General features: G+C 67.2%; 19 protein-coding genes. 6 read left to right on the top strand and 13 right to left on the bottom strand.

Annotation, left to right across the window (positions count from 1 at the left end):
• Window positions 1-18: 18 nt before the first annotated feature.
• Both AC07S4_RS24820 and AC07S4_RS24815 read left to right on the top strand, forming a co-directional pair.
• Complete coding sequence (locus tag AC07S4_RS24820) at window positions 19-1,023, top strand: serine/threonine protein kinase (RefSeq protein ID WP_494989149.1); 1,005 nt, start codon at window positions 19-21, stop codon at window positions 1,021-1,023.
• A gap of 233 nt (window positions 1,024-1,256) precedes the next feature.
• On the top strand, window positions 1,257-3,485 hold the full coding sequence (locus tag AC07S4_RS24815; RefSeq protein WP_494989182.1) for a coiled-coil domain-containing protein: 2,229 nt from the start codon (window positions 1,257-1,259) through the stop codon (window positions 3,483-3,485).
• 39 nt (window positions 3,486-3,524) lie between these two features.
• Here AC07S4_RS24815 and AC07S4_RS24810 read toward each other — a convergent pair whose 3' ends face one another.
• Together AC07S4_RS24810 and AC07S4_RS24805 are read right to left on the bottom strand one after the other, a co-directional pair.
• Window positions 3,525-3,899, bottom strand: coding sequence for a DUF8785 domain-containing protein (locus AC07S4_RS24810; protein WP_494989148.1), 375 nt, complete (start codon window positions 3,897-3,899; stop codon window positions 3,525-3,527).
• 36 nt (window positions 3,900-3,935) lie between these two features.
• A complete protein-coding gene (locus AC07S4_RS24805) occupies window positions 3,936-4,967 on the bottom strand; it encodes a DUF475 domain-containing protein (protein ID WP_494989147.1) in 1,032 nt (343 codons plus the stop codon).
• Window positions 4,968-5,068: 101 nt separating this feature from the next.
• Between AC07S4_RS24805 and AC07S4_RS24800 the strand changes: the two genes are divergently transcribed.
• The 4 genes from AC07S4_RS24800 to AC07S4_RS24785 all read left to right on the top strand — a co-directional run bounded on the left by AC07S4_RS24800 (window position 5,069) and on the right by AC07S4_RS24785 (window position 11,624).
• Window positions 5,069-5,488 carry a divergent PAP2 family protein gene (locus AC07S4_RS24800; RefSeq protein ID WP_494989146.1) on the top strand — a complete coding sequence of 140 codons (420 nt, stop codon included), beginning with the start codon at window positions 5,069-5,071 and terminating at the stop codon, window positions 5,486-5,488.
• Window positions 5,489-5,647: 159 nt separating this feature from the next.
• Window positions 5,648-6,832, top strand: a complete 1,185-nt coding sequence (locus AC07S4_RS24795; protein WP_494989145.1) for an efflux RND transporter periplasmic adaptor subunit — start codon at window positions 5,648-5,650, stop codon at window positions 6,830-6,832.
• 3 nt (window positions 6,833-6,835) lie between these two features.
• Window positions 6,836-10,048, top strand: a complete 3,213-nt coding sequence (locus tag AC07S4_RS24790; protein WP_494989144.1) for an efflux RND transporter permease subunit — start codon at window positions 6,836-6,838, stop codon at window positions 10,046-10,048.
• A gap of 163 nt (window positions 10,049-10,211) precedes the next feature.
• Window positions 10,212-11,624, top strand: a complete 1,413-nt coding sequence (locus AC07S4_RS24785) for an OmpP1/FadL family transporter (protein WP_494989143.1) — start codon at window positions 10,212-10,214, stop codon at window positions 11,622-11,624.
• A 61-nt stretch (window positions 11,625-11,685) separates the two neighbouring features.
• Here AC07S4_RS24785 and AC07S4_RS24780 read toward each other — a convergent pair whose 3' ends face one another.
• The 11 genes from AC07S4_RS24780 to AC07S4_RS24730 form a co-directional block, all read right to left on the bottom strand.
• Entirely contained in the window at window positions 11,686-12,012 is a 327-nt protein-coding gene (locus AC07S4_RS24780; protein ID WP_494989142.1) for a hypothetical protein, read from the bottom strand.
• 95 nt (window positions 12,013-12,107) lie between these two features.
• Window positions 12,108-13,040: an NAD(P)H-hydrate dehydratase gene (locus tag AC07S4_RS24775; RefSeq protein WP_494989141.1), complete on the bottom strand. Its 933-nt coding sequence runs from the start codon at window positions 13,038-13,040 to the stop codon at window positions 12,108-12,110.
• A gap of 28 nt (window positions 13,041-13,068) precedes the next feature.
• On the bottom strand, window positions 13,069-13,830 hold the full coding sequence (locus AC07S4_RS24770) for a histidine phosphatase family protein (RefSeq protein WP_494989140.1): 762 nt from the start codon (window positions 13,828-13,830) through the stop codon (window positions 13,069-13,071).
• A gap of 67 nt (window positions 13,831-13,897) precedes the next feature.
• The gene (locus tag AC07S4_RS24765) at window positions 13,898-15,310 is read right to left on the bottom strand and encodes an L-cystine transporter (RefSeq protein WP_494989139.1); all 1,413 of its coding nucleotides are present in this window, start codon (window positions 15,308-15,310) and stop codon (window positions 13,898-13,900) included.
• 132 nt (window positions 15,311-15,442) lie between these two features.
• A complete protein-coding gene (locus AC07S4_RS24760) occupies window positions 15,443-16,780 on the bottom strand; it encodes a sensor histidine kinase (RefSeq protein WP_494989138.1) in 1,338 nt (445 codons plus the stop codon).
• The gene (locus AC07S4_RS24755; protein ID WP_494989137.1) at window positions 16,777-18,189 is read right to left on the bottom strand and encodes a sigma-54-dependent transcriptional regulator; all 1,413 of its coding nucleotides are present in this window, start codon (window positions 18,187-18,189) and stop codon (window positions 16,777-16,779) included. The genes AC07S4_RS24760 and AC07S4_RS24755 overlap by 4 nt, the downstream gene beginning before the upstream one ends.
• A gap of 10 nt (window positions 18,190-18,199) precedes the next feature.
• On the bottom strand, window positions 18,200-19,408 hold the full coding sequence (locus AC07S4_RS24750; RefSeq protein ID WP_494989136.1) for an ABC transporter permease: 1,209 nt from the start codon (window positions 19,406-19,408) through the stop codon (window positions 18,200-18,202).
• Window positions 19,408-20,646 (bottom strand): ABC transporter permease, encoded by a 1,239-nt coding sequence (locus AC07S4_RS24745; protein WP_494989135.1) that lies wholly within the window; start codon window positions 20,644-20,646, stop codon window positions 19,408-19,410. The genes AC07S4_RS24750 and AC07S4_RS24745 overlap by 1 nt, the downstream gene beginning before the upstream one ends.
• A 9-nt stretch (window positions 20,647-20,655) precedes the next feature.
• Window positions 20,656-21,321, bottom strand: a complete 666-nt coding sequence (locus AC07S4_RS24740) for an ABC transporter ATP-binding protein (RefSeq protein ID WP_494989134.1) — start codon at window positions 21,319-21,321, stop codon at window positions 20,656-20,658.
• A 32-nt stretch (window positions 21,322-21,353) separates the two neighbouring features.
• Window positions 21,354-22,601 carry an efflux RND transporter periplasmic adaptor subunit gene (locus tag AC07S4_RS24735; protein ID WP_494989133.1) on the bottom strand — a complete coding sequence of 416 codons (1,248 nt, stop codon included), beginning with the start codon at window positions 22,599-22,601 and terminating at the stop codon, window positions 21,354-21,356.
• Window positions 22,602-22,787: 186 nt separating this feature from the next.
• Window positions 22,788-25,562, bottom strand: a complete 2,775-nt coding sequence (locus tag AC07S4_RS24730) for a DUF4214 domain-containing protein (RefSeq protein ID WP_494989132.1) — start codon at window positions 25,560-25,562, stop codon at window positions 22,788-22,790.
• Between the last annotated feature and the right edge of the window lie 18 nt (window positions 25,563-25,580).

The following is a 25,580-nucleotide window of genomic DNA, read 5'->3' as shown; positions in this document are numbered from 1 at the left end:
AATGCTGCGGCGCTTACAATGGCAGCCATGACTACCGATAACCCAGACACCGTCCATCCCTACGCCGCCCTCGGCCCAGACTGCGTGCTCGACGCGCTCGACAGCATCGGCCTGTACGGCGATGGCCGCCTGCTGGCGCTCAACAGCTATGAAAACCGGGTTTACCAGGTGGGCATAGAAGACAGCCAGCCGCTGGTGGCCAAGTTCTACCGCCCGGGCCGCTGGAGCGACGCCGCCATCCTGGAGGAGCACGCCTTTGTGGCCGAATTGGCCGGGCGCGAGATCCCGGTGGTGCCGGCGCTGGCCGTCAACGGCAGGACCTTGCATGAATACCAAGGCTACCGCTTCTCGGTGTTCCCGCGCCACGGCGGCCGCGCGCCGGAACTGGGCGACCCGGCGGTGCTGGAGTGGACCGGGCGCTTTATCGCCCGCATCCACGAGGCGGGCAAGCTGGCGGCCTACAAGGAGCGTCCGGCGATCGATCCGGTCACCTTCGGCGCCGAGCCGCGCGACTATCTGCTGGCCAACAACTTCATCCCGCCCGAGCTGCTGGCGGCCTGGAGCAGCGTGGCTGAGCAGGCGCTGGACGGCGTGCGGCGCTGCTATGACAGGGCGGGGGACGTGGCCACGCTGCGCCTGCACGGCGATTGCCATGGAGGCAATGTGCTGTGGACCGACGCCGGCCCGCACTTCGTGGACTTCGACGACAGCCGCATGGGTCCGGCCATCCAGGACCTCTGGATGATGCTGTCCGGCGAGCGCCACGAGCAGGTGCGCCAGATGGGCGACATCCTGGCCGGCTACGAGGACTTCTGCGACTTCGACAGCCGCGAAATGCACCTGGTGGAAGCGCTGCGCACCCTGCGCCTGATCCACTATTCGGCCTGGATTGCGCGCCGCTGGGACGACCCGGCCTTCCCGGCCGCCTTCCCCTGGTTTAACACCCAGCGCTACTGGCAGGACCGCATCCTGGAGCTGCGCGAGCAGATCGCGCTGATGGACGAGGCGCCGCTGCCGGTCTAAAACGCTAATTGAGGGGTAAACCGCCCCTTGCTCGTGGCATGTTCCGCAAAGCAACTGTCTGATAATGGTGACTCGGAAATCCCGAATCACCCGTCGACCTAGCGAGAACCACCATGCAAGCACAACTGGCACAGCCCTTCGAAGCAGCGATAGACGCAGCAACTCCTGCCCAAGCTGCCCCTGTTCCCGCGCTGCTGTCGCAAGAGTCCGCTGAGCCTGCACCGCGCGGCGCCATGGACATGAACGCCATCAAGGAAGCCATCGCCCGGGTGGAAGCCGAAGCCAAGGCCAACTGCGCCGCCGAGAGCCGCGCCCACGCCGAAGCCCGCGCCCGCGCCCTGGCCGACGACCGCGCCGCCATCGACGCCGCCGCCGCCGCCGCCGCCCAGCAAAGCGCGCAAGTGGCCGAGGAAGCCATTGCCGCCAACCGCGAACGCCTGGAAAGCCTGCGCGCCGCCGCGCAAGCCAGCGTGGCGCGCCTGGAAGCGGTCAAGATGGAAACCGCCGAGCTGCGCGCCCGCGCCGAGGCCGACACCCAGATCCGCCTGGCCGCCGAACAGCGCGCCCGCGCCGAAGAAGAGAGCCGCAAGCGCGCCTCCGAGCAGATCGCCACCGAATCCGAACTGGCCGAGCAGGCCGCGCGCGCCGCCGACGATCTGACCGTGCAAACCGAGCAAGCCCGCAAGCAGGCCGCCGAGCGCCTGGCCGCCGTGCAGGCCGCGCGCGAAGAAATGGTGGGCATCGCCTCCGCGGACGCCCGCCTGGCCACGCTGGCCCGCGAGCGCGAGCGCCATGCCCACGGCGCCCGCCAGACCGCCGACGCGCTGGCCACCGCCGAAGCCGAAGCGCTGGAACTGACCGTGCAGCGCGAGCGCGCCGACCAGATCGCGCTGGAAGCCGCCTTCAACCGCGCCGCCGCCGAAGCGCGCGCGCTGGAAGAAGCCCGCGCGCTGGCCCACCTGGAACAGGAGCGCGAATCCATCGCCCTGGCCAAGGCCGAATCCGAACGCAGCGCCGCGCAGTCGCTGCACCTGCGCTTGCAGACCGAAAAAGAAATCCGCGACGCCGCCCTGCAGCGCGAGCGCCTGGAAGCGGTGGCCGCCGCCAGCGCCCAAGCCCGCCGCGACGCGGACGCCAGCATCATCAGCGCCACCGAAGCGCGCATCGAAGTGGACCGCCAGCTGCGCGCCGTGGCGCTGGTGCGCTTCGAAGCCGAGCAGCAGGCCGAAATGGAAACGCTGGCCAAGGTGGAAGCCGAATCGCAGGCGCTGGAGCAGGCCCGCCTGCGCCAGATCGCCGAACAGGCCGCCGCCGAAGCCGCCCGCGCCGACAGCCTGGAGCAGCAGCGCGCCGCGCAGCTGGCCAATGAACGCGCTTCGCTGTCGCGCGCCGCCGTGGAGCTGGCCGCAGCGCAGAACGCCGCCGAGCAGGCCGAAGTGGCCACGCTGAGCGCCCATGTGGATGCGCAGCAGACCGCCACCGCGCTGGCCGAGGAAAACGCCGCCCGCGCGGCCGACCTGCTGGCTGCGGAACAAAAACGCGCCGCCGCCGAGCAGCAGGCCATCGCCGCGCTGAAGCAGCGCCTGGAAGCGGAAGAAACCGCCGCCGCCGCCGCCCAGATGCGCGCGGCCGCCGAAGAGCAGCAGGCCGAAGCGCTGCGCCAGCAGCAAGCCGCCGACGAGCGCCTGGCCGCCGCCGCCGGCGAGGAAGCCGCCGCCATGCAGCTGATGGCCGAGCAGACCGCCGTGGAAGCGGAGCAGAAGGCCGCCGCCGCGCAGGCCATCACCGCGCAGGCCCGCCTGGCGGTGGAACTGAGCGCCGTGCACGTAGAGCGCGCTGCGGTGGAGCAGGAAAAAGCCGCCAAGGCTGCAGAGCTGCTGAAGGCTGAACAGGAATTTGTCGACACCGAGCGCCAGTCGCTGGCGCTGATCGAGCAGAAGCTGACCCAGCAGCGCCTGGCCAATGCGGCCGAGCAGCGCGCCGCCAAGGCGATTGAAAGCCGTCTGGAATCGGAGAAGGCCGCCACTGCGGCGCTGCGCGCGCAGGCGGATGCGGAGCAGGAGCTGGCCGAGCTGGCACGCCAGCATGAACTGGCCGTGCAGGCAGCAGCCAAGGCGGTGCAGGACAAGGCGGATGAGCAGAAGGCGCTGGTCGAAGCGGCGCAGGCGCATGCAGCGATGCAGCGCAAAGTGGCCGACACCACGCAGGCCATGACGGCGGCCAAGCACAAGGCGCTGGAACTGGAAACCCGCCGCCAGCATGCCGCGCAGAATGCGCTGAATGCGATCGAGGAAAAAGTGGCGGTGGAGGTGGCGCAGACCGCGCTGGTGGAAGAGAACGCATTCGCCGCCACGCTGGCTGCGGCCCGCGCGCGCGCCGAGCACGAGCAGTCGGAAACCATGGCGCGCGATGTGATCGGGCGGCTGAAGGATACGGCCGGCGCCGTGTGGCGCGGACGCTGATGCCTGGCGGGTTACGCGCTGCGCGCTAACCCGCCTTTTTTATTGCGCCGGAACTTGCAGCTTTTCGGCGTAGTACTCGGTTTCGCCGAAGCAGGAGGTCGGCACGCCCTTGTGCTGGGCGTAGCTGAGCAGGATGCGCTTGCCGGTGGCTTCGGACATGCGCTTGGCCAGCTCCGGATCGCGCACGCTGAACTGGAACTTCTCAGGGATGGCGCCCGGCATCGACGTCAGCAGCAGCTCGCCTTCCCAGGTCTTGCAGACCCAGCCGCGCTTGGAGAACTTCTGCAAATAGCCGGCCCGCTCGCCTTCCGAGTAGGACACGCTGAGCGTAATCCACACGTAGGCGGCGAACAGCAGTCCGGCGCCCAGCACGAGCGCTACCAGGATGAGTTTGATGCGGGATGAAGTAATCATGTGTTTTGCTGATGTGGTGGCAATCTTGCGATCTTATCATTCCCCGGCCATGCGGCGGCGGTATCGCACCGACGACCAGAGCGACACCACGATAAACGCCACCCCGGACAGCCCCGTGAACCATTCCGGAATATGGTATTTCACGCTGGCCAGCATGATCAGCGCCAGGATGCCGATGGCGTAGTGGGCGCCGTGTTCCAGGAACACGAACTCGTCCAGCGTGCCCTTGTGCACCAGGTAGACCGTCATGGAGCGCACGAACATGGCGCCGATGGCCAGTCCGAGCATGATGATGACCACGTCCGAGGTGATGGCGAAGGCGCCGATCACGCCGTCGAAGCTGAACGAGGCGTCCAGCACTTCCAGGTACATAAAGCCGCCTATGCCGCCCTTGGCCAGCGCCACGCCGGTGGACGGGTCGTGTTCCTCGTCTTCCAGCAGGCTGCTGATCCAGTCCACCGCCACGTACACCGCCACCCCGATCACGCCCGAGGTCAGCACGCTGAACTTCTTCGCTTCCGGCACCAGGCCCACGCAGGCCAGTATGCCCAGCAGGGCCAGCAGGATGGCCAGGCCGCTGGTGCCCAGCGCGCCCAGCTTTTCCTCGATCCAGCCCAGCCAGTGCAGTTCTTTTTCCTCGTCGAACAGGAAGTTGAGGAAAACCAGCAGCAGGAAGGCGCCGCCGAAGGCCGCCACCTCGGCGTGCACGCCGGTCAGGTAGCGCGAGTACTCGTCCGGGGTGTCCAGCGCCATGGTCCACACGTCGCCCAGGCCCAGGCCGGTGGCGAAAGAGACGATCAGCAGCGGGAACAGCAGCCGCATGCCGAACACGGCGACGATGATGCCCACCGTCAGGAAGAGCTTTTGCCAGAAGGCGTTCCAGTCCTTGAGCACCGCCGCGTTGACCACCGCGTTGTCGAACGAGAGCGAGACTTCCATCACGCCCAGCACGGCGGTAATCCATAGCGCGGTCAGCATGCCGCTGGCGCCGCCCCGGCTATAGCCCCACCAGCCGGCCAGGGCCATCAGCACGACGCTGACCAGGATGGATATTCTGAAGTGTTTCATGTGGCTCCTTTGCAATGTTAGCGTGCCGATTTTAGCTGGTTTGCTTCCGTCGGCCACGTCCATTCTGCGATAATGGTCAGATTGCCATAAAGGAATTATCAATGGATCTCGCTTATCTGCTTACTCCCGTCATCACCTGGGCCGCCGTCGGACCGATCAAATTCTTGATCAGCAGCGCGCGCAACCGGCGCTGGGCCTTCAACCTGGTCGGCAATGGCGGTTTCCCGAGCAACCACAGCTCGGTGGTGACGGCGATGGCGACCCTGATCGCGCTGCGCGAGGGCATGGGCCATCCGGCCTTCGGCGTGGCCGTCACGCTGTGCTTTATCGTCATGATCGACGCCAACAGCCTGCGCCAGCACGTGGGACGCCAGGCCAAGGCCATCAACCGCATCGCCAAGGACGACGGCGCCCACACCTGGCTGCGCGAGCGCATGGGCCACACGCTGGTGGAAATCGGCGGCGGCATCGCCACCGGCATCGCCATGGGACACCTGATGTTTGCCCTGTTTGCCCGTTAATCCTGGCAGCCGTTTTTTGCAGTTCGCCCCCGTTATTTGCATTTCAGTCGCGTATTCCGGCGTTCCGTCTTTCCCCGATTGACCCGGCAGCGCAGTTAACCGATACTGCGCAGCTTGTAGTTTTGTAAATTCAGCATCCTTTATACTCGGAGACACTTTATGTTGCGCAAAACCATCTTGGCGCTCGCCGTCGCATCAGCCCTGGTCGCCTGCGGCAAGCCTGGCAAGGAACCTGAGAAAGACGCCAGCGCCTCAGCCACGGCCAAGGCCGGCGACAAGGCCGGCGACAAGAAGGCCCCGGCCACGCTGATCGCGGCGCCCGAGGATCTTGTGAAGGTGGAGACCAACGCGCTGGCGTCCGGCCCCGTCATCACCGGTTCGGTGCAGCCCGAGCGCAAGGCGGACCTGCGCGCCGAGGTGAGCGCGATTGTGCTCCAGGTAATGAAGGAAAACGGCGAATCCGTGAAAAAGGGCGACCTGCTGGTGCGCCTGGACGACACCTCGATCCGCGACGGCCTGAATTCGGCCGACGAGGCCATGCGCGCCTCCAGCCAGTCGCTGGAGCAGGCCACCCGCATGCTGGAGCGCCAGAAAACCCTGCGCGCCTCCGGCATGACCTCGGCCCAGGCGCTGGAGGATGCTGAAATCCGCCGCAACAACGCCCAGAGCGACCTGGCCGCCGCCAAGACGCGCACCGTCACCGCCCGCCAGCAGCTGCACCGCACCGAGGTGCGCGCGCCGTTCGACGGCATCGTCAGCGAGCGCAAGGTGTCGAACGGCGACACGGCCCAGATCGGCAAGGAACTGATCAAGGTGATCGATCCCACCTCCATGCGCTTCGAGGGCCTGGTTTCGGCCGACAAGATCGGCGTGGTGAAAGTGGGCCAGCAGGTGGTGTTCCGCATCAACGGCTACCCGGGCCAGAGCTTCAACGGCAAGGTCAAGCGCGTCGATCCGGCCGCCAATCCGGTCACCCGCCAGGTGGAGGTGCTGGTGGACTTCACCGAAAAATCGCAATCGCGCGTGGCCGGCCTGTACGCCGAAGGCCGCGTGGAAGCCGAAACGACCTCCACCCTGATGATGCCGAGCTCGGCCCTTGTGCTGAACGGCGACAACAGCTACACCTGGCGCGTCAAGGACCGGACCCTGGTGAAAACCCCGGTCACGCTGGGTGTGCGCGACGACCGCAGCGGCAACTGGCAGGTCAAATCCGGCCTGGCCAGCGGCGACGTGGTGATGCGCACGCCGGGCTCGAACTTCAAGGACGGCCAGAAGGTCGAGCTGTCGGCGCCGAAAGCGGTCGCCTCGGCTTCGGCCCCTGCCGACGGCAGCAAAGGAAACTAATCCATGTTCTTATCCGATTTCAGTATCAAGCGGCCCATCGCCACCATCGTGATCATTATCGCGCTGATGTGCCTGGGCCTGATGGCCCTGTCCAAGCTGCGCGTCAACCAGCGTCCGGACGTGGAAGTGCCGATGATCTTCGTCACCGTGCCGTATCCGGGCGCCTCGCCCGAGACGGTGGAGCGCGAGATCATCAACCGCCTGGAAAAATCGCTGCAGAGCATCACCGGCGTGACGGAAACGGTCAGCACCGCGTCCGAAGGTCAGGCGCGCATCCAGATGAAGTTCACCTTCAGCAAGAACCTGATCGAAGCGACCGACGAGATCCGCAACTCGATCGCCTCGGTGCGCTACAAGCTGCCGACCGAGATGCGCGAGCCGGTGGTGCAGCGGCTGGACCTGTCGGCCGAGCCCATCATGCAGATGTCGGTGTCGTCCAAGACCCAAAGCCACGCGGTGATTTCGCGCCTGGCCGAGGACCAGCTGGCGGACCGCTTCCGCGCCATCGACGGCGTGTCCACGGTGACCGTCAACGGTTCGCTGCGGCGCGAGCTGAGCGTGCTGCTGCGCGCCGAGAAGCTGCGCGAATACAATGTGTCGGTGGGCGACGTCACCAATGCGCTGCGCATGCAGAACACCAATGCGCCGGTGGGCAAGGTGCGCGGTTCGCTGGATGAAAAGAGCATCCGCCTGGTCGGCCGCATCGAGCGTCCGGAAGACTTCCAGGCCGTGGTGGTCAAGCGCCGCGGCGACGAGATCATCCGCCTGGGCCAGCTGGCCACGATTGAAGACGGCTTCGCCGAAATCAACAACGTCAGCCAGCGCTCCGGCAAGCCCAATGTGGGCATTTCGGTCACCCGCTCGCGCGACGCGTCCACCGTCAAGGTGGCCAACGCGATCCGCGAGATGGTCAAGACCGTCAACAAGGAACTGCCGCAAGGCACGGAAATCGAAGTCACGCAGGACGGCGGCGAGGAGTCGGAAAGCAATCTGAACAACGTGATCGAATCGCTGGTGTTCGGCGCCGTGCTGACCATTTTCGTGGTGTACGCCTTCCTGAACTCCTGGCGCTCGACCTTGATTACCGCGCTGTCGCTGCCGACCTCGGTGATCGCGGCCTTTATCGCGGTCTGGCTGTGCGGCTTCACGCTGAACTTCATGACGCTGCTCGGCCTGTCGCTGGCGATCGGCGTGCTGATCGATGACGCCATCGTGGTGCGGGAAAACATCGTGCGCCATATGCAGATGGGCTCGGACCGCCGCAAGGCCGCGCTGGAAGGCACGGCCGAGATCGGCCTGGCCGTGGCGGCCACCACCTTCTCCATCATGGCCGTGTTCATTCCGGTGGCGGTGATGCCGGGCGTGTCGGGCGAATGGTTCCGTCCCTTCGCGCTGACCGTGACCTGCTCGGTGATGGTGTCGCTGTTCATCTCCTTCACGCTGGACCCCATGCTGTCGGCCTTCTGGGGCGACCCGCCTGACCACCACACCGCGCCGAAGAAGGGCCTGAGCAAGGTGCTGGCCCGCTTCAACGACTGGTTCGACCACCAGGCCGACCGCTACGGCAAGGTGATTGGCTGGGCGCTGCACCACCGCCGCTGGATGACCGCGATCGCGCTGCTGACCTTTGTCGGCGCCATCGTGCTGCACGCCAAGTTCGGCGGCTCGAGCTTCCTGCCGCAGTCGGACTACGGCACCATCATGATCGACGTGCGCACGCCGTCCTCGAGCAGCCTGGACTACTCGCGCCTGAAGCTGGAAAAAGCGGCGGAAATCGCGCGCAGCCTGCCTGAGAATCCGAAGACCAATGCCTATATCAATCTGAGCGGCGGCCGTGTGTATGTGGACCTGGGCAAGAAGAAGGAGCGCAAGCGTTCCGCCGCCGAGGCCGCGGCCGAGCTGCGCACCAAGCTGAGCGGCCTGGTGGGCGCCGAGTTCGTGGTGCTGGACGATTTGAGCAACGGCAACCGCAAGCCTATCCAGGTGGAGTTCACCGGCGCGGACACCCGCAAGCTGATGGCCATCACCAGCGCCTATATGGACAAGCTGCGCCAGGTGCCGGGCGCGGTGGACGTCGGCCTGTCCGAGCAGGATCCCAAGGACGAGCTGCAGATCGAGCTGGACCGCGGCCTGGCCAACTCCATGGGCATTTCGGCGGGCGACGCGGCGCAAGCGCTGCGGGTGGCCTTCGCCGGCATCGAAGTGGGCGACTGGGTCGACCCGACCGGCGAATCGCGCGACGTGGCGGTGCGCCTGCATCCGGAAGACCGCACCGGCTCCGAGAACATCGAGCGCCTGCCGATCGCCGTGACCGGCACGGCGCAGATGGTGCCGCTGGACCAGATCGCCCGCGTCACCATGGGCAAAGGCCCGGCCACCATCACCCACAAGGATGGCAAGCGCTTGATTTCGGTCTCGGCCAATGCGCAGGGCCGCTCGGTGGGCGAAGTGACCTCCGACGCCATGAAGCTGGCCAAGGAGATCGACTTCCCGCCGGGCTACGGCCTGTCGCTGGGCGGCGCCGGCAAGGACCAGAAAGAGCTGTTCACGGAAATGACCATCGCGCTGGTGGCCGGTATCGGCCTGATGTATCTGATCCTGGTGATGCAGTTCGGCTCCTTCACCGCGCCTATCGCCGTGATGCTGTCGCTGCCGCTGTCGCTGATCGGCGTGGTGCTGGCGCTGCTGCTCACCAAGGGCACGCTGAACCTGATGAGCTTTATCGGCATCATCATGCTGATGGGCCTGGTGGCCAAGAACGCCATCCTGCTGCTGGATGCGGCCCGCAAGCGCGAGGAAGAGGGCTACGGCCGCGAGGACGCGCTGATGCACGCCGGCCGCATGCGTCTGCGCCCCATCCTGATGACCACCTTTGCGCTGATCGCGGGCATGTTCCCGGTCGCGCTGGGCCTGGGCGAGGGCGGCGAGTTCTACCGTCCGCTGGCGGTCGCCATTATCGGCGGCACCATCACCTCGACCATCCTGACGCTGCTGGTGGTGCCGACCTTCTATGACAGCATCGAGATCGCGCGCGACCGCGCCGTGGCCAAATATGGCCGCCGCGCACTGCGCTGGCCTACGCTGGTGGCCTTCCTGGTGACCTTCATCGAAGCGCTGCTGACGCTGACCTTCATCCGCCTGGTCTACCGCGCCCTGAAATGGGTGGTGCTCAAGCTGACGGGGCGTGGCGGCCCCAGCCTGAAGCCAGCCGCGTAAGGCCGGACTTCTCCAGAAAGGGACCCCAGGCGGGTCCCTTTCTTATTGGCGCTGCCTATTGGTTGCTTCACAAATGTAGTATGCTACGCCCCCCGCCCGGCGCCGGCTGGCCGCTGCCGGGATATGACAATAGCAACTACATAGTAAAAAGCAGAGACCCGCCTTGAAATCCAAACACCTGACCCTGATCGTGGCCGCCGCACTGGCCGCCATGTCCACCTCCGCCCTGGCTTCCGGCTACCGCTTCGGCTCCCAGAGCGTGGCCGCGCAAGGCACGGCCGACGCCAACGCCGCCGAAGCCGACGACGCGAGCGCGCTGTACTACAACCCGGCCGGCATGAGCCGTCTGCAAGGCCAGAACTTCAGCGCCGGCGCCACCGCCGTGGTGCCGCATTCGACCTATAACGACACCGGCTCCAAGCGCTTCACCGGCACCAGCAGCGGCGGCACCGCCACCGACGGCTACGCGCCGGATGTGGTCGTGGCGCCCTCGCTGTACTACACCAAGCAGATCAACAGCCAGTGGAGCGCCGGCCTGGGCATGTTCGTACCATACGGCACCAAGCTGAACTACGGCGACAACTGGACCGGCCGCTACGCGCTGACCAATATCAAGCTGGAAGCCATCGCGCTCAACCCGTCGGCGTCGTTCAAGCTGAATGAGCAGCACTCCTTCGGTTTCGGCCTGACGGCCGAGTTCATGAAGGCCGAACTGGGCCAGGCCGTGGACGTGCCGGGCACCGTGGCCGCGCTGGCGGGCACCCCGAACAGCGCCGCACTGGTCAAGCAGATCATGGCGCTGGGCGGCAACCCGGCCGCGCTGGCGGCGGTCAAGGATGGCCGTGGCGAGAACGACGGCAAGGACTGGGGCTACGGCTTCAACCTCGGCTATATGTTCCAGCTGGACAAGGACACCCGCTTCGGCATCGCCTACCGTTCGTCGATCTCGCACAAGCTGAAAGGCTCGACCGTGTGGGACTTCTCCAACGTGACCACGGACGCGGTGGTGAACAAGGTGCTGGCCGCCAGCTCGCGCAAGGTGAATTCGGCCGCCCTGGTGGCGCTGCGCACGCCGGAGACGCTGTCGGTGAACGGCTTCCACCAGATCAACGCGCGCTGGGCCGCCATGGGCGACGTCACCTGGACCCGCCATGACCGCATGGGCGACCTGCACATCCAGTTCCCCGGCACTAACGAGGGCGACGAAGTGATCCGCCAGCAATGGAAGAACAGCGTGCGCGTATCGCTGGGCGCCAACTACAAGTACGACGACAAGCTGACGCTGCGCGGCGGCGTTGCCTACGACCAGACCCCGGTGAACAGCGACGAACTGCGCCACCCGGCGCTGCCGGACAGCGACCGCAACCAGTTCTCTGTGGGCGCCAACTATAAGCTGTCGCCGCGTTCGTCGATCGACCTGGCGTACAGCTTCCTGGACTTCAAGGACGGCAACACCAACTACCGCAACAACTGCTCGCCGCTGACCGCGGGCTGCACCGGCAACGGTGAAACCACGCGCGGCACGTACCAGACCCATCTGCAATTGCTGGGTGTGGCGTACAACTACCAGTTCTAAGCCGGCATGGCGGGTTAGCGGCAAAGCTGCGTAACCCGCCAGGCGCAGCCGCGCCATCGCCTCAGTATTGCTGTTTCGCCGGCGGCGTGTCCTTGCTGCCGCTGCCCGTGGTGCCGGACGTCCCCGACGTGCCACTGCTGGGCGGCTGCGTGGGGGCGGGCGGCGTGGCGTTCGGGTCGGTCGGAGTGGTAGGCGCCGGCATCGTGGTGTCCGGCGTCGTGGCTGGCGCAGGGGTGGGTGCAGCAGCCGGCGGCGTCGTGGCCGGGGTGGTGGCGCTGTCCGTGGTGCCGGTACTGGTACCGGTGTCCGCGGTGCGGTTTTTGCAGCCCGCCAGTGTACCGGCGGCGAGGATTGCGCTCAGCAGCAGCGCGGTGCTAGATACTTTCATGGTGTTTCCTTTCACGGTGAGATGTTTCCAAGAATGCTCGCCAGAGTAAGTCCCATTGCTTTGATACGTATGCGGTACAAAGGTTCCCGCTTGTTTTACGCGGGCGCCAGCGTGCGCAGCAGCGCCGGCACTTCCGCCGAAATTTCCCGCGCCAGATAGCCCAGCAGGCCATAGCGCAGCGCCAGCTGTTCGCCGGCCGCCGCGTGCAGCGCCACGCCCCAGGCCGCTGCTTGCTCCAGCACACAGCCGCGCGCCGCCAGCCCGGCGATGATGCCGGCCAGCGCGTCGCCCGATCCTGAAATGGCCAGGCCGATATTGCCGCCCATGTGTTCCCACAGCTGCCCATCCGGCGCAGCGATCACCGTCAGCGGCCCCTTCAGCGCCACCACGGCGTTCCAGCGCGCCGCGCAGCGCTGCGCCACGCTGTGCGGCTCGGCCTGCACCGCCTGCCGCGACAGGCCGCACAGGTGCGCCAGTTCGCCCGCATGCGGCGTCAGCAGCACCGGTTCGCTAAAGCGGAAGTGTTCGCTGTCCACCGGCTCTGCCAGCAAATGCGGTTCGGCGGGCGGCCGCAGCAGTTCCATGGCGCCGGCGTCCAGTATCACCTTGCAGCCCGCGCAGCGCGGCAGCAGCGCCCGCACCAGCTCGGCGCTGGCCGCCTCGTCCTGCATGCCGGGGCCGATCAGCAGCGCGTCCGCCCGGTGCGCCAGTTCCCCCAGCTTGCGCGCCGCTTCGATGGAGAAGCCGCCGCCGGCCGTTTCCGCCAGCCCGATCACGCGCGCCTCGGGCAGGGCGGTCGCCACCTGCGCCGCCGTGCTGGCGGCCGTGGCCAGCGTCAGCTTGCCGGCGCCCGCGCGCAGCGCCGCCGTGGCCGCCAGCAATGCGGCGCCCGGCATCTCGCGCGAGCCGGCCACGATCAGCACGTGGCCGCGCACTTCCTTGTCGCTGTCGAAATTGGGCATGGGCAGCGGCCATTCGCGCAGCGTGCGCAGGCTGATGTCGATGGCGTCGCGGTGGCTGCTGGGCATGATGGCTCCCTGGATGGCGCGCTGGCGCTCAGGACTTGGGCGCGGCGGGCACGTCCGGCTTGGCGGTCACCGGCGTGCCGCTGTCTTCCAGCGGCGCCACGAAGTTGGCCGCCTGCAGCACCAGCTTGCCGTGCTTGCCCGCCGCCGGGTCGAACAGATAGGAGGTCACGCCGCAGTTGGGCACGTCCGCCTGGCGGTCCACCGCCAGGATCTCGGCCTCGTCCATGCGCTCCAGCAGGTAGCGGAAGCAGTTCACGATCACTTGGTGGGCGACGATGAGCACGCGCTCGCCCCGGTATTCGCGGGTGATGGTGTCGAGCACGCTGCGCAGGCGCAGGATGACGTCGCACCAGCTTTCGCCGCCCGGCGGACGGAAATAGAATTTGCCCACGTGCTGGCGCTGCTCGGCCAGCTCGGGGAATTTGTCGGCGATGCCCAGCGGCGTGAGCCGGTCCAGTATGCCGAATTCCTTTTCGCGCAGGCGCTCGTCGGCGATGACCGTCAGGCGCGCGCGGCCCAGCTGTTCAATGACGGCGGCGGCGGTGCCGCTGGCGCGCACATAGGGGGAGTGCAGCACCACCTCGGGCTGCTGCGTTGCGGGCAGGGCGCCGAACCAGGCCGCCAGCGCGCGCGACTGGCGCTGGCCCAGTTCGGACAGCGGCACGTCGACATCCCGGTGGGCGATGTCGATCAGAAACTGAGACGCTGCTTCGGCCGCTTCGCGCGCCACATTGCCCGCGCTCTGTCCATGCCGCACCAGCCATATCTGCTGGGGCCACTTTTGTTCCATGCCGCCGCTCCGGTAAAGTCGTGCGGCCCATGCTAGACGAATTTACCAAAGCGCGGCGCAAGCGTGCTTAGGCCGCTTTGCTGTCCTGCCCGGCGTCGCTTTCCTCGCCCAGTTCGGCGTTGCCGTTGAACACGGCCATATCGGTTTCGCCCAGCACGCGGCTGGTGACGGCGCCGGCCGTGACGGAACCGCTGACGTTGAGCGCGGTGCGGCCCATGTCGATCAGCGGTTCGATGGAAATGAGCAGGCCAGCCAGCGCCACCGGCAAATTCATGGACGACAGCACGATCAGCGCCGCGAAGGTGGCGCCGCCGCCCACGCCGGCCACGCCCACCGAGCCGATGGCGATAATGGCCAGCAGCGGCGCGATGAAGGCCGCCGTGAACGGGTCCACGCCCACGGTGGGGGCGATCATCACCGCCAGCATGGCCGGGTAGATGCCGGCGCAGCCGTTCTGGCCTATGGTGGCGCCGAACGAGGCCGCAAAGTTGGCTACGCCTTCGGAGGTGCCGAGGCGGCGCGTTTGGGTCTGCACGCTCATGGGGATGGCGCCGGCGCTGCTGCGCGAGGTGAAGGCGAAGGCCAGCAGCGGGAAGATCTTCTGCACGTAGCGCAGCGGGTTCAGGCCGGCCGCCGACACCAGCGCCAGGTGCACGCAGAACATGAGCAGCAGCGCGCTGTAGGAGGCCAGCACGAAGCTGATCAGCTTGAGGATGTCGGCATAGCTGGAGCTGGCCACCAGCACCGCCATCAGTGCGTACACGCCGTAGGGCGTCAGGCGCAGCACCAGCGTGACCATGCGCATCACGATGGCGTGCGCCACCTTGATGAAGTGGTCGAAGGAGGCGAACAGCTCCGGCTTCTTGTCGTGGATGCCGATGGCCGAGATGCCGATAAAGATGGAGAAGATCACCACCGCGATGGTGGAGGTCTTGCGCCCGCCGGTCAGGTCCAGGAAGGGATTGGCGGGGATGAAGCTGATCAGCATGCCGGGCAGGTTGATGGCCTGCGCATCGCCCAGCTTGCCTTGCAGGTAGGCGCCGCGCGCCGCTTCGGCCGCGTTGGCGGTGATGCCGACGGCGCTCAGGCCGAACACCTTGGCCATCAGGATGCCGATGCCGGCCGCCACGATGGTGGTGGCGATCAGCGTGCCTATGGTCAGCGCGCTGATCTTGCCCAGCGAGGACGCGTTCCTGAGCTTGAGGATGGCGCCGATGATGGACACCATAATCAGCGGCATGATTATCATCTGCAGCAGCTTCACGTAGCCGGTGCCGATGATGTCCAGGTAGTCGGTGGTGGTTTTCAGTTCCGGGCTGGCCGCGCCGTAGATCGCTTGCAGGCCGGCGCCCAGCAGCACGCCCAGGCCGAGGCCGCTGAATACGCGCACGGTGAAACTGGCGTGCTTGCGCTGCTGGGTAATCATGAAGGCCAGCAGCGCGAGCGCCACCGCCAGATTGAGTATTACATTGATTGCCATGGGCCGGCCTTATAAGGAAAAACAATAAGCCGGGCCATTTTAATGGCAAATCCTGAGGCTTGCGCGGCAGTGGCCGGCTACGCTATGGAATATTTACGGCTATCCATATCTGTTTTTCGTTGGAAATCCACCTCAGGCCGGCGCAAGCCAGATATCGAAACTGGTCTCGCCGGCGCCGGTGGAGGCCAGCTTGTGCGCGTAGCCGTGGCGGTTCAGCACTTCGCGCGCAAACAGCAGGCCTATGCCCTGGCCGCCTTTCTTGGTGGTGAAGAAGGGCGTGAACAGCTGGCTGGCCGGCACGCCGCCCAGCCGGTCGCCCGAGTCGGCGATGCTCAGGCGCGCGCCACCTTCGGCCGCCGTCAGCGACAGGTGGACGTGGCCGCTTTGCAGCCCCTGTTCCTGCATGGCCGCTTCCACCGCCTCCATGGCGTTCTTGACGAGGTTGAGCAGGGCCTGCTCCATGAGCTGGCTGTCCATGGGCAGCAGCGGCACCTCGTCGCGCCGCGTCCACGCCAGCGCAATGCCCCGGCTGCGGCAGGGCTCGCGGTACAGGCCGACGATGTCGTCCAGGATGGCGCCGATGGCGGCGGGGCGCAGCTCGGGCGCCGGCATCTTCACCACGCGGGTGAAGCGTTCGATGAACTCGCCCAGCCGCACATTGCGCCTCTTGACCGCTACGATGGCGGTGCTGAAGTCCTCCGCGTCGCGCTCGGCCAGCTGGCTGCGGTAGTACAGCAGCGACTCCAGCACGGAGGCGGTGGCGGCCACCGTGTTGTTCACCTCGTGGCCCAGCACGCGTATCATTTTTTCATAGGTGGCGTGTTCGGAGTCCGCCAGCTCGGCCGTCAGTTCGTCTATCAGCAGGAAGTGGCGCGCGAAGCCCCGGTCGTAGAACTGGCCGCGCTGGCCACGGTAGCGGCGGCCGTCCTGGTCGCTCAACAAGCGGCTCTCGCCCGGCGGCAGCGCGTCCAGCTGCTCCAGCAGGCTGCGGCTGCGCAGCGGGCTGCCTTCCGGCGCGTTGAGGCCGAGCAGGGCGCTGGCGCTGGCGTTGGCCAGGCTGATGCGGCCGTCGAAGTCGTACACCACGACCGCGCTGGGCGTGGCTTCGAGCAGGCGGTCGAGAAAACCCTGCTGCTCGCCCAGGCGCAGGCGTTCCTGGTAGAGCGCGTCCAGCATGCCGTTGAACAGCTTGAGCAGCTCGCCCAGTTCGCCCTGTTCCGTGCCGGCGGCGCTACGCAGGCGGGCGGCGTAGTCCTGGTCTTGCAGCAGGCCCTGGAAGCGCTGGGTGTAGGCCAGCGGCTCCAGCGCCTGGCGTATCAGGCGCAAGCCCAGCGCCCAGCTGGCCAGCAGCGCGGCCTCCAGGCCGATGAACACCAGCGGCTGCGCGCGGTAGTGCAGCAGCACCACCGCCAGCAGCAGCAGGTGCAGCATGGCGAGGTAGAGCTGCAGGCGGCGCCGCAAGCCCATCATATGCTTCCGCCGTCCGCATCGCCCGGCGCGCTGCCCATGCCGTGCCGTTCGAGGCGGCGGTACAGGGCGTTGCGGCTCAGCCCCAGCGCCTTGGACACGCGCGAGATATTGCCCTGGTGCTGCTCCATCGCCTTTTCTATCATGTGGCGTTCAACCTGTTCCAGCGTCATGCCGTCCACGTCCAGGCCGGAGCCGCGCGCGGCGGCGGCGTCGCGCTGCTCGGCGTCCACGAAGTCCGCCTGCGCCAGCACGCGTTTGCCGGACAGCAGCATGGTGCGCTCCAGCGTCTGCTTCAGCTGGCGGATGTTGCCGGGCCAAGGCTGGGCGCCCAGCCAGTCCAGCGCGGACTGCGCCAGGCTGACGTCGGCCAGGCCGTAGCTGGCCGCCACTTCGGCCGTGATGTGGCGTGCCAGCAGCGCAATGTCGCTGCGGCGTTCGCGCAGCGGCGGCAGGCGCAGCGTGATGAGGTTGAGCCGGTAGTACAGATCCTCGCGGAACTCGCCGGACGCCACCTGTTCCGCCAGCTCGCGGTTGGTGGCGGACACCACTCGCATGTCCGCCTGTTCGCTGCGGCTGGCGCCCACCGGCAGGTAGCTCTGGTCCTGCAGCACGCGCAGCAGCTTCACCTGGCCGGCGCGGTCCAGCTCACCGATTTCGTCCATGAACAGCGTGCTGCCGTGCGCCGCCGCCACATGGCCCTTGCGGTCGGCCTTGGCGTCGGTGAAGGCGCCGCGCACGTGGCCGAACATTTCGCTCTCGAACAGCGAGGGCGTGATGGCGCCCATATTGATCTTCACCGGCGCCTGCGCGGCGCGCGGGCTGTTGCGGTGGATGGCGTCGGCGATGAGCTCCTTGCCGCAGCCGCTCTCGCCCAGGATCAGCACCGGTGCGCGCGTGGCCGCCACCTGGCCCACGGTGGCCAGCAGCTTGAGCAGGGCGGGGTGCTCGCCGACGATGCCGCGAAAGTCGAACTGGCGGTCCAGCGCGGCGCGCGTGGGGGCGGCGGGCGGGGTGCTGGGCTGCGCCAGCTCCAGCGTGGCGCGTATCAGCTCCACCAGCTGCGCGTTGTCCCACGGCTTGGTGAAGAAGTTGGCCGCGCCGGCCTGCATGCCTTTCACCGCCAGCGCAATCGAGCCCCAGGCCGTCATCAGCAGCACCGGCATGGCTGGATGCTGCTGGCGGATGCGGCCCAGCAGCGCCAGGCCTTCCTCTCCGCTGGTCTGCAGCGAGAAGTTCATGTCCTGCAGCACCAGGTCAAACGGTTCGGCGGCCAGCAGCGCCAGGGCCTGGCGCGGGTCGTCGCAGCTGTGCGGATCGAGGCCGGACTGCTTGAGCAGCAGGGCCAGCGAGACCAGCACGGCGCTGTCGTCGTCGATAATGAGGATGCGGGGCTTGCGTGATGATTCCATTGATACCGTTCTATTCGTAATGCAGTGCGTCGGTGGGGCTCAGGCGGCTGGCGCGCCAGCCGGGGTATAGCGAGCAAAGCAAGGATAGCAGATAGATAATCAGCATCGCCAGTGCCGCCGCCACCAGGAATACCGGCCAGTCCAGGCTGGCGCCCAGCGCGCCGGTGAGCGGCAGCTGCACCAGCAGCGCCAGGCCGGCCAGCATGGCCACGCTGCTGAGCAGGAACTGCTCGGCGATGATCTGGCGGCAGATGTCGCCGGCGTTGGCGCCCACGGCGCGGCGCAGGCCGATCTCGGGGATGCGCCGCGTGGTGTTCTGCCACAGCACGCCGAACAGGCCGAAGGCCACCATCAGCAGCAGGAAGGCCGCCACCACCGACAGCACCATCAGCGGCGCCATGTCCATCTTGTGCTTGCTGGCGCGCAGGTCGTTCAGCGGCGCCACCGTGTACGACCAGTTGCCGCGCACGCCCTTGAGCTGGCGCTGCAAGGAGGCCTCGAAAGCGCGCGGCGTGTCCGGCTTCAGGCGCAGCAGGATGGTGCGCAGGCCGTGCACGGTGCCGCCCGGGCCGTAGCGCAGGAACATGAAATTGGCCGGCGTGCCGAACTCGCCGCCGCGCCGGTAGTCTTCCACCACGCCGCGCACGCGGTAGCGCTCCGGCTCGGCCGAGGTGCTGGTGCTGGTGATGAAGGTCTTGCCGATGGCCGCGCGCACCGCGTCCGGCCCCGGGAACAGCGCCTCGGCGAAGCGGCGGTTGAGTACCACCGCGCCGGCGGCGCCGTCGTCCGCAGCGGAGTACCAGTCGCCGGCCTCCAGCGACATGCCCAGCACGGAGAAGGCCTCGTCGCTCGCTTCCATGAAGGAGGCGGGCATGGTAGGCCCGCCCGGAACCTGGAAGGTGCTGCGCATGTCCGAGTTCTGGAAGGGTGCGAAGGTGGTGAAGGCCGCCTGCTCCACTTCCGGCATGGCTTCCAGCACGCGCCGGAACTGGCCGCGCAGCGCTTCATCGTCCTTCTGCGCCTCGTCCTTGCCGGTCTGGATGGTGACCGCCCACACGCTGGCGTGCTGGAAGCCCAGCGGCATGCGGTACAGCTGCCAGCTGCGCGCGGCGAAGGCGGCGATGGCGAACACCAGCACGAAGGCCAGCAGGATTTCCAGCGTCAGCATCAGGTTGCGCGACTTGCGCTTCCAGATCAGTTTCAGCAAATGGCGCAGCATCAGGCGGCTCCCTTCAGGGCGTGGACAGGATCGAGGCGGGACATTTTCCAGGCCGGCGCCACGCCGGACAGCAGTCCGAACACGATGGTGACCAGCAGGCCGTAGGCAAACACGGTGAAGTTCAATTGCACTTTCAGGTAGGGGATGAGGGCGGACGCTTCCAGCCATGCCAGCACGCCCCAGGTGCACAGCAGGCTGAGCGCGCCGCCGGCCAGGCACAGCAGCACGTTCTCCAGCAGCAGCTGGCCGGCCAGCTGGGCGCTGGTGGCGCCGAAGGCCTTGCGCACGCCGATCTCGCTGCTGCGCTCCATGATGCGGCCCATGTTCAGGTTCACCAGGTTCAGCGCGGGCAGCAGCATGAACAGCAGCATCAGCACGCTGATCACCGCCAGCACGGTGGCCGAGCCGGAATCGGCGCCTTCGCTTTGCGTGACCATGCGCGAGAACAGCCCCAGCTTGGTGTCGGCCCAGAAGCGGGCCGAGTTCCACTCGCGCGGATCGTCGAACTGCACGCCGCGGGCGATGCGCTCCACTTCCTGCCGGATCAGCGGCAGGTCGGCTTCGCTGCGGCCCAGCAGCAGCGCGGTGAATTCGCCGGACATCTGCGTGCGGTATGCGCTGGAAGGGAAGGTGGTGATGGGCGCCCAGATGTCGGACAGCGCGTTCAGGTGCAGCGCGTCCTCCACCACGCCGACCACCTCGAACACCTGGCCGCCGGCGTTGATCTTTTGCCCCACGGCGGCGGCGCCCGGGAACAGCTTGCGTGCGCTCGATTCGTTGATGACCGCCGCCATGCGGCCCTGCGCCATGTCGTCCGCGTTCAGCACGCGCCCGGCCAGCACCTTGAAGTCCAGGATCTGCCAGTATTCGGCGTCCGCACGGCGCAGCAGCAGCTGGCTGACGCGGTCGCCCTGGTAGACCGAGACGTCCTCCGGGCCGGTGACGGCGGACACCAGCTGGGCGGACTTCATCGGCTTCAGGTATGTTTCGATCAGCTTGTAGCCCAGCGGGCTGCGGCGCACCTTGTGCTCGCCCGTGAGGCGCGACTCCAGCATGTGCACTTGCAGGTAGCGGTTGCTGCGGCCTTCCACGCCGCTGGGCTGGAAGGCGTTTTGCAGCAGCGCCGTCACCACCAGCAGCACCACCAGCGTGAGCATGATGCAGGCCAGGTTGATGGCGGTGAACAGCTTGCGCCGCATGAAGACCTTGAAGGCCGTGAGCAGATAGTTGCGCAGCATGCGGCCTCCTTACGCGACCAGCTGGCCGTCGAACACGCGCACGATGCGGTTGGCGCGGCGCGCCTCCGTTTCGTCGTGCGTCACCATCACCACGGTGGTGCCCTCGGCGTTCAGCTTGAGCAGGATGTCCATCACTTCCGCGCCCATCTTGCTATCGAGGTTGCCGGTCGGCTCGTCGGCCAGCAGCACCTGCGGCCGGCCCACGATGGCGCGCGCAATCGCCACGCGCTGCTGCTGCCCGCCGGAGAGCTGGTTGGGATAATGCTCCATGCGCGCGCCCAGTCCCACCTTCTCCAGCGCCTCGCGCGCCAGGCGCTTGCGCTCGGCCGCCGTGATGCTGGCGCGGTAGAGCAGCGGCAGTTCCACGTTGTCGATCACGCGCAGGTCGCCGATCAGGTGGAAGTTCTGGAAGATGAAGCCGAAGGTGCGGTTGCGCAGCGTGGCCACGTCCTTGTCGCGGTAGGACTTCACCGGCGCGCCGCCAACGCGGATGGCGCCCGCGCCAGGCCGGTCCAGCAGGCCGATCAGGTTGAGCAGGGTGCTCTTGCCGCAGCCGCTGGGCCCCATGATGCAGACGAATTCGGCCTCCTTCACGTGCAGGTCGATATCCTTCAGCGCCAGCGTTTCCACCTTGTCGGTCTGGTAGGTCTTGCTTACTTTTTCCAGCTGTATCATGGTGTGCTCCTTATTGTTGAATTATTGTCGAATTATTGTTCAATGCGGATGCTGTCGAGTTCCTTGTAGCGGCTGACGTCGGAAATGATGACGCGCTCGCCCGCCTGCGCGCCGCCCGCGATCTCCACCGCCTTGCCGTCGCTGGCGCCGATGTCGAGCATGGCCTTGCGCGCCGTGCCGCCGCGCAGCACGAACACCGCCTGCCGGCCCTTGCCGTTGAAGGCCGGGCCGCTGTCGGCCACCAGCACATTGGTTTTCTGTTCGGTGACGATGTTGACGTCCACGCGCAGCTTGTTGCGCAGCAGGGCGTGGCTGGGCTGCTCCAGCGCCACCAGCAGCTTGACGGTGCCGTTCTGGATCTCCGGCAGGATGGTGTGCACGCGGCCCGCCAGCAGCTGCTTGCCCTGTTCCACGCGCACGGCTTGGCCGGGGCTGAGCAGGCGCGTATGGAAGTCGGACAGCGTGGCCTCCACGCGGTAGTGGCCCAGGTCGGACACCTTGGCCACCAGCTGGCCCACGGCGACGGCGGCGCCTTCTTCGGCCGCGAGGGAGGTCAGCATGCCGGCGAAGGGCGCGCGCACCTGCGTCTGCGCCAGCAGGATACGCTGCTGGTCCAGCTGCTTCTGCAGGATGGACTTCTGCAGCCGCGCGCCTTCCACGCCGCTGGCGGTGCTGCGGCGGTTGTCTTCTATCAGTTCCTTCTGCTGGCGCAGCTGCACCTCGGTGCGCTGCACGTTCAGTTCCGCCGTCAGCATGTCCTCGCCGGAGACCGCGCCCGCGGCGCGCAGCGTGGCGTAGCGTTCGCGCTTGGCGCGCGTGCTTTGCAGGTCCAACTCCAGCAGCTCGATGGCGCTGGCGTACTGCTTGCGTTTCTGGTCCATGTCCAGCGTCAGGCCGAGGATGCGGTTGTCCTGCTGCGCGATCTGCTCGCGGACGGCGTCCAGCGCCAGGCGCACGCTGCGGTCGTCCAGCTCCAGCAGCAGCTCGCCGGCCGCCACTTGCTGCCCGAGCTTGGCGTGCACCTTGGCCACGCGGCTCTGGATGGGGCTGGGCACCAGTTCCTCGTGTTCCGGCACCACCACGCCGGCGGCGCTGACGGTATTGGCGATGCTGCCGCGCCGGATCTCGGCCACGGCGATATCGTTCATGCTGACGCTCGGGCCGGCCGCGCGGTTGATGCCCCACGCGGCGGCGCAGGCCAGGGCCAGCGCGGCGGCTGCCGCAGCCAGCGTGCGGCGCCGGCGGCGGCGGATGATGTCGGGGGGAAGTGCAGTGTCCATGGGGCGGCGTTGAGCATAAGAATGCAGCTTCCTTTGCAAAGGCCGTGCCAGGGGTGGGGCAGCGGGGAAATCGCCGTTTAAACAAGGGCTTGCGTGCGCATCACAGCGCCGCGCGCAGGCCCGCCGCTACGGGGGATTGCCCGTAAGGGGGCAGCACTGCCCGGATCCGGGCAGTGCATGGGCAGGTCAGCCGAACGGCGTGTAATCGAAGCCGTTGCCTATGATGGTCAGCAAGGCGGCCTGGTTTTCGGGGCTCTCGCTGAAGGCGGCCAGGACCTCGGCGCGCGCGCTGCCGCCGTGCAGGATGCCCAGCCAGTACGCCAGGCCGCCGCTGTCGGGCGCGCGGTGCAGCACATTGCTGTACATGCTGGTGAGGAAGGCCTGGTCGGTGGGGGCGGCGCCGTACAGCGCCTGCGCTTCGGCGCTGGACAGGAAGTCCTGTGCGATGCCGGCCAGCGTGCCGCCATGGTCCAGGCGCTCCATCCAGTAGCCCAGGCCGGCCTTGTCCGGCGTGCGGTTCAGCGCGGCCTGGTACATGCGGTATGCCTGCCCGCCGTTGCCGTCGATGTCCAGGGCCACGCTGGCGTCGCGGAATTTCAGGCGCTCCACGCCGGTCAGGGTGTCGCCGGGCAGCTCGGTGGTGTTGCCCGAGGTGACCTTGGTTTCCGTTGCCTTGCGTTCCAGCAGGTAGTATTTGCGGTTGTCGTCAAACACGACGGTGTCGATGCCGGCGCCGCCGTCGATGCGCTTGCCGGTGCCGCTGCCGGCCAGGAAGTCGTTGCCGCTGGTGCTGGCCGCCACCACGGGGGCCGTGGTGAAGTGGTACTGGCTCGTGCCGGGGAAGGCGTTGCCGGCCAGGTCGAGTATGCTGCCGGCGGGCATATCGACGAAATAGGTCTGGCCCGGCTGCAGCGCGGTCCACGGGTCGAGCAGCAGCAGGCCGTCCAGCAGGCGCAGGCCGCTGTAGTCGGTGCTTTTCCAGGACTGGATTACGGCGCCGTCCTGGCCGAGCAGGCGGATCTCGCCGCTGCCCAGGCGGATGGATTCGTTGAATTCGATGCCAATGCTGGCGGTGGGGCTGGCGTAGCGCGCGCCGTTGCCGGGACTGAGTCCGGTCAGCACCGGCGCCGTCTTGTCCGCCGTGACGTCGGTCATGCTCAGGAAGTAGCTGCCGGTGATATGGTTTTTCGGGGATTCGCTGTACGGATAGGGGCCGGGGCGCACGGCCAGATAGAGGTCTTCGTCCTTGAGCGCGATAAAGCCGTAGTAGGCGCCGTCCAGGCCGCCCATCGGGGTGAGCCAGTCCATCGCCGCGCCGTGGTGCAGCTCCACGGTGGACTTGTTGCCCGTCATGGCCAGCGTGCCGCCGTTGCCCACGCCGTCCAGGCGGACTATGTACTTGTTGCCGGCGGTGACCTTGAGCTTGAACCAGTCCGAATCGCCCCGGTAGTTGATGGCGCCGCCAACCCGGGCGGCGCCGGCCGCCAGCACGCCGGTGGTGGCGCTGCTGGACGCGTAGTCGTCCGCCGCCGGCACCGTGGCGGTGAGCGTGTAGGCGATCTCGCGCTGGCTGTTGCCGCTGGCCGCCGTGACGTAGTAGTCGCCGGTGTAGCTGGCGGTATAGGACAGGTAGCCGGAAAACTCGGGGGCGGTGTGGGATACCAGGCCGTTGGCCGTTCCTTCGGCGTCGGCGCCGCTCAGCGTTAGCCACGACATGTTTGCGGCCGTGCCGGCCTTCAGTTCGAACAGATAAGTGGTGCCCGCCTGGACGGCGACCTTGAACACGTCCTTGTCGCCGCCGTACTGGGTCTTGCCGTCGACGGCGCTGCCGGCCAGCAGCGAGCCTGCGCTGGCGTTCGTGTCCCCATAATCGTCCGGCATCCCTTCCTTGGCGGCGACCTGGTAGCGCCCGGGTGCGCCTGTCGTGTCGGTGGCTTGCAGGTAGTAGGTGCCGGATTTCTCGGGAACGTAGGAGATCAGCAAGGGGCTGCTGGTCGACACCTGGCCGGCGTCGGTGGCCAGCACATTGCCGCTGGCGTCCATCAGCTGCAGTTCGCCGCGCGGGAAGAAGCGGTCGTATGTGTTGGAGAGGGTAAGCCAGTAGGTCTTGCCCGCCACCAGCTCCACCGAGAACCAGTCGCGGTCAAAGGTCGCTTCCATGATGCCGTCCCTGGCCTGGCCCACCGTCAGCGCGCCGGCCTTGGCGGCAGTGGCGCCGAAGTCGTCTTCCGGCTTGCTCAGCTTGAGCGTGTAGTCGCCGGTATGGCCGGTGCTGTTGCTGGCGGCGGCGGAGATGTAGTAGGTCCCCGCCTTGGTGCTGCTGAAAGAAAAGGCCGTGCCGCCATAGGTGACGTTGCTCATGATGTATTCACCGTCCGGTCCGAGCACGCGGATCAGGCCGGGGGCGCTGCCGTTGGTGCCGCTGGAGCCCCAGTCCGGCGTAACAGCATAGGTGGTGCCCGCTTCCAGCACGGCTGCATAGGTGTCGATGTCGGGCAGGGCTTCGAATTTTCCGGTGAGCTTCTTGTCCAGCTCGAGGATGCCGGCAGTGGCCGGCGTGTTGCCCACGTCGCCCGCCGGCAAGGTGGCGGCGCGCAAGGTGTAGTCCACCGCCAGCGTGGTGGCCAGGTTGCCCCGCACGCCGACGTAGTAGTCGCCGCTGACGGCGGGGGTGAAGGTGGCGATGGAGCCGGCCCAGGTCTTGCGGATGGTGGCGGCGGCGGTGTTGCCTGCGGCGTCGTAGACGTCCAGGAAGACGGAGCTGTCGCTGTCCCGCGTGCTGCTGGTGTGGGCGGCTTCGAAAGAGTAGGCGGTGCCGGCGGTCAAGCGGATTTTGAACCAGTCGGCGTCGGTCCAGACTTCATTGGTGCCGGTGGAAATGCTGCCGAGCTGCAGTTTGCCGGCGGTGGTGATGGATGCTGCGTAGTCGTCGCTGGCCATGAAGCTATTGCCCTGATGCATTAAAAATGCATTGTAGCA

This window comes from Pseudoduganella sp. GW821-FHT05F09 (assembly GCF_059419605.1).
The sequence above is the reverse complement of the archived record's forward strand: the minus strand, read 5'-3'. Positions and strand labels throughout refer to the sequence as shown.

Bases quoted from the DNA above. Each gene is read 5' to 3' on its own strand.
- AC07S4_RS24820 (WP_494989149.1), top strand. From the start codon at position 19: ATGGCAGCCATGACTACCGATAACCCAGACACCGTCCATCCCTACGCC.
- AC07S4_RS24815 (WP_494989182.1), top strand. From the start codon at position 1,257: ATGGACATGAACGCCATCAAGGAAGCCATCGCCCGGGTGGAAGCCGAA.
- AC07S4_RS24810 (WP_494989148.1), bottom strand. From the start codon at position 3,899: ATGATTACTTCATCCCGCATCAAACTCATCCTGGTAGCGCTCGTGCTG.
- AC07S4_RS24805 (WP_494989147.1), bottom strand. From the start codon at position 4,967: ATGAAACACTTCAGAATATCCATCCTGGTCAGCGTCGTGCTGATGGCC.
- AC07S4_RS24800 (WP_494989146.1), top strand. From the start codon at position 5,069: ATGGATCTCGCTTATCTGCTTACTCCCGTCATCACCTGGGCCGCCGTC.
- AC07S4_RS24795 (WP_494989145.1), top strand. From the start codon at position 5,648: ATGTTGCGCAAAACCATCTTGGCGCTCGCCGTCGCATCAGCCCTGGTC.
- AC07S4_RS24790 (WP_494989144.1), top strand. From the start codon at position 6,836: ATGTTCTTATCCGATTTCAGTATCAAGCGGCCCATCGCCACCATCGTG.
- AC07S4_RS24780 (WP_494989142.1), bottom strand. From the start codon at position 12,012: ATGAAAGTATCTAGCACCGCGCTGCTGCTGAGCGCAATCCTCGCCGCC.
- AC07S4_RS24775 (WP_494989141.1), bottom strand. From the start codon at position 13,040: ATGCCCAGCAGCCACCGCGACGCCATCGACATCAGCCTGCGCACGCTG.
- AC07S4_RS24770 (WP_494989140.1), bottom strand. From the start codon at position 13,830: ATGGAACAAAAGTGGCCCCAGCAGATATGGCTGGTGCGGCATGGACAG.
- AC07S4_RS24765 (WP_494989139.1), bottom strand. From the start codon at position 15,310: ATGGCAATCAATGTAATACTCAATCTGGCGGTGGCGCTCGCGCTGCTG.
- AC07S4_RS24760 (WP_494989138.1), bottom strand. From the start codon at position 16,780: ATGATGGGCTTGCGGCGCCGCCTGCAGCTCTACCTCGCCATGCTGCAC.
- AC07S4_RS24755 (WP_494989137.1), bottom strand. From the start codon at position 18,189: ATGGAATCATCACGCAAGCCCCGCATCCTCATTATCGACGACGACAGC.
- AC07S4_RS24750 (WP_494989136.1), bottom strand. From the start codon at position 19,408: ATGCTGCGCCATTTGCTGAAACTGATCTGGAAGCGCAAGTCGCGCAAC.
- AC07S4_RS24745 (WP_494989135.1), bottom strand. From the start codon at position 20,646: ATGCTGCGCAACTATCTGCTCACGGCCTTCAAGGTCTTCATGCGGCGC.
- AC07S4_RS24740 (WP_494989134.1), bottom strand. From the start codon at position 21,321: ATGATACAGCTGGAAAAAGTAAGCAAGACCTACCAGACCGACAAGGTG.
- AC07S4_RS24735 (WP_494989133.1), bottom strand. From the start codon at position 22,601: ATGGACACTGCACTTCCCCCCGACATCATCCGCCGCCGCCGGCGCCGC.
- AC07S4_RS24730 (WP_494989132.1), bottom strand. From the start codon at position 25,562: ATGCATCAGGGCAATAGCTTCATGGCCAGCGACGACTACGCAGCATCC.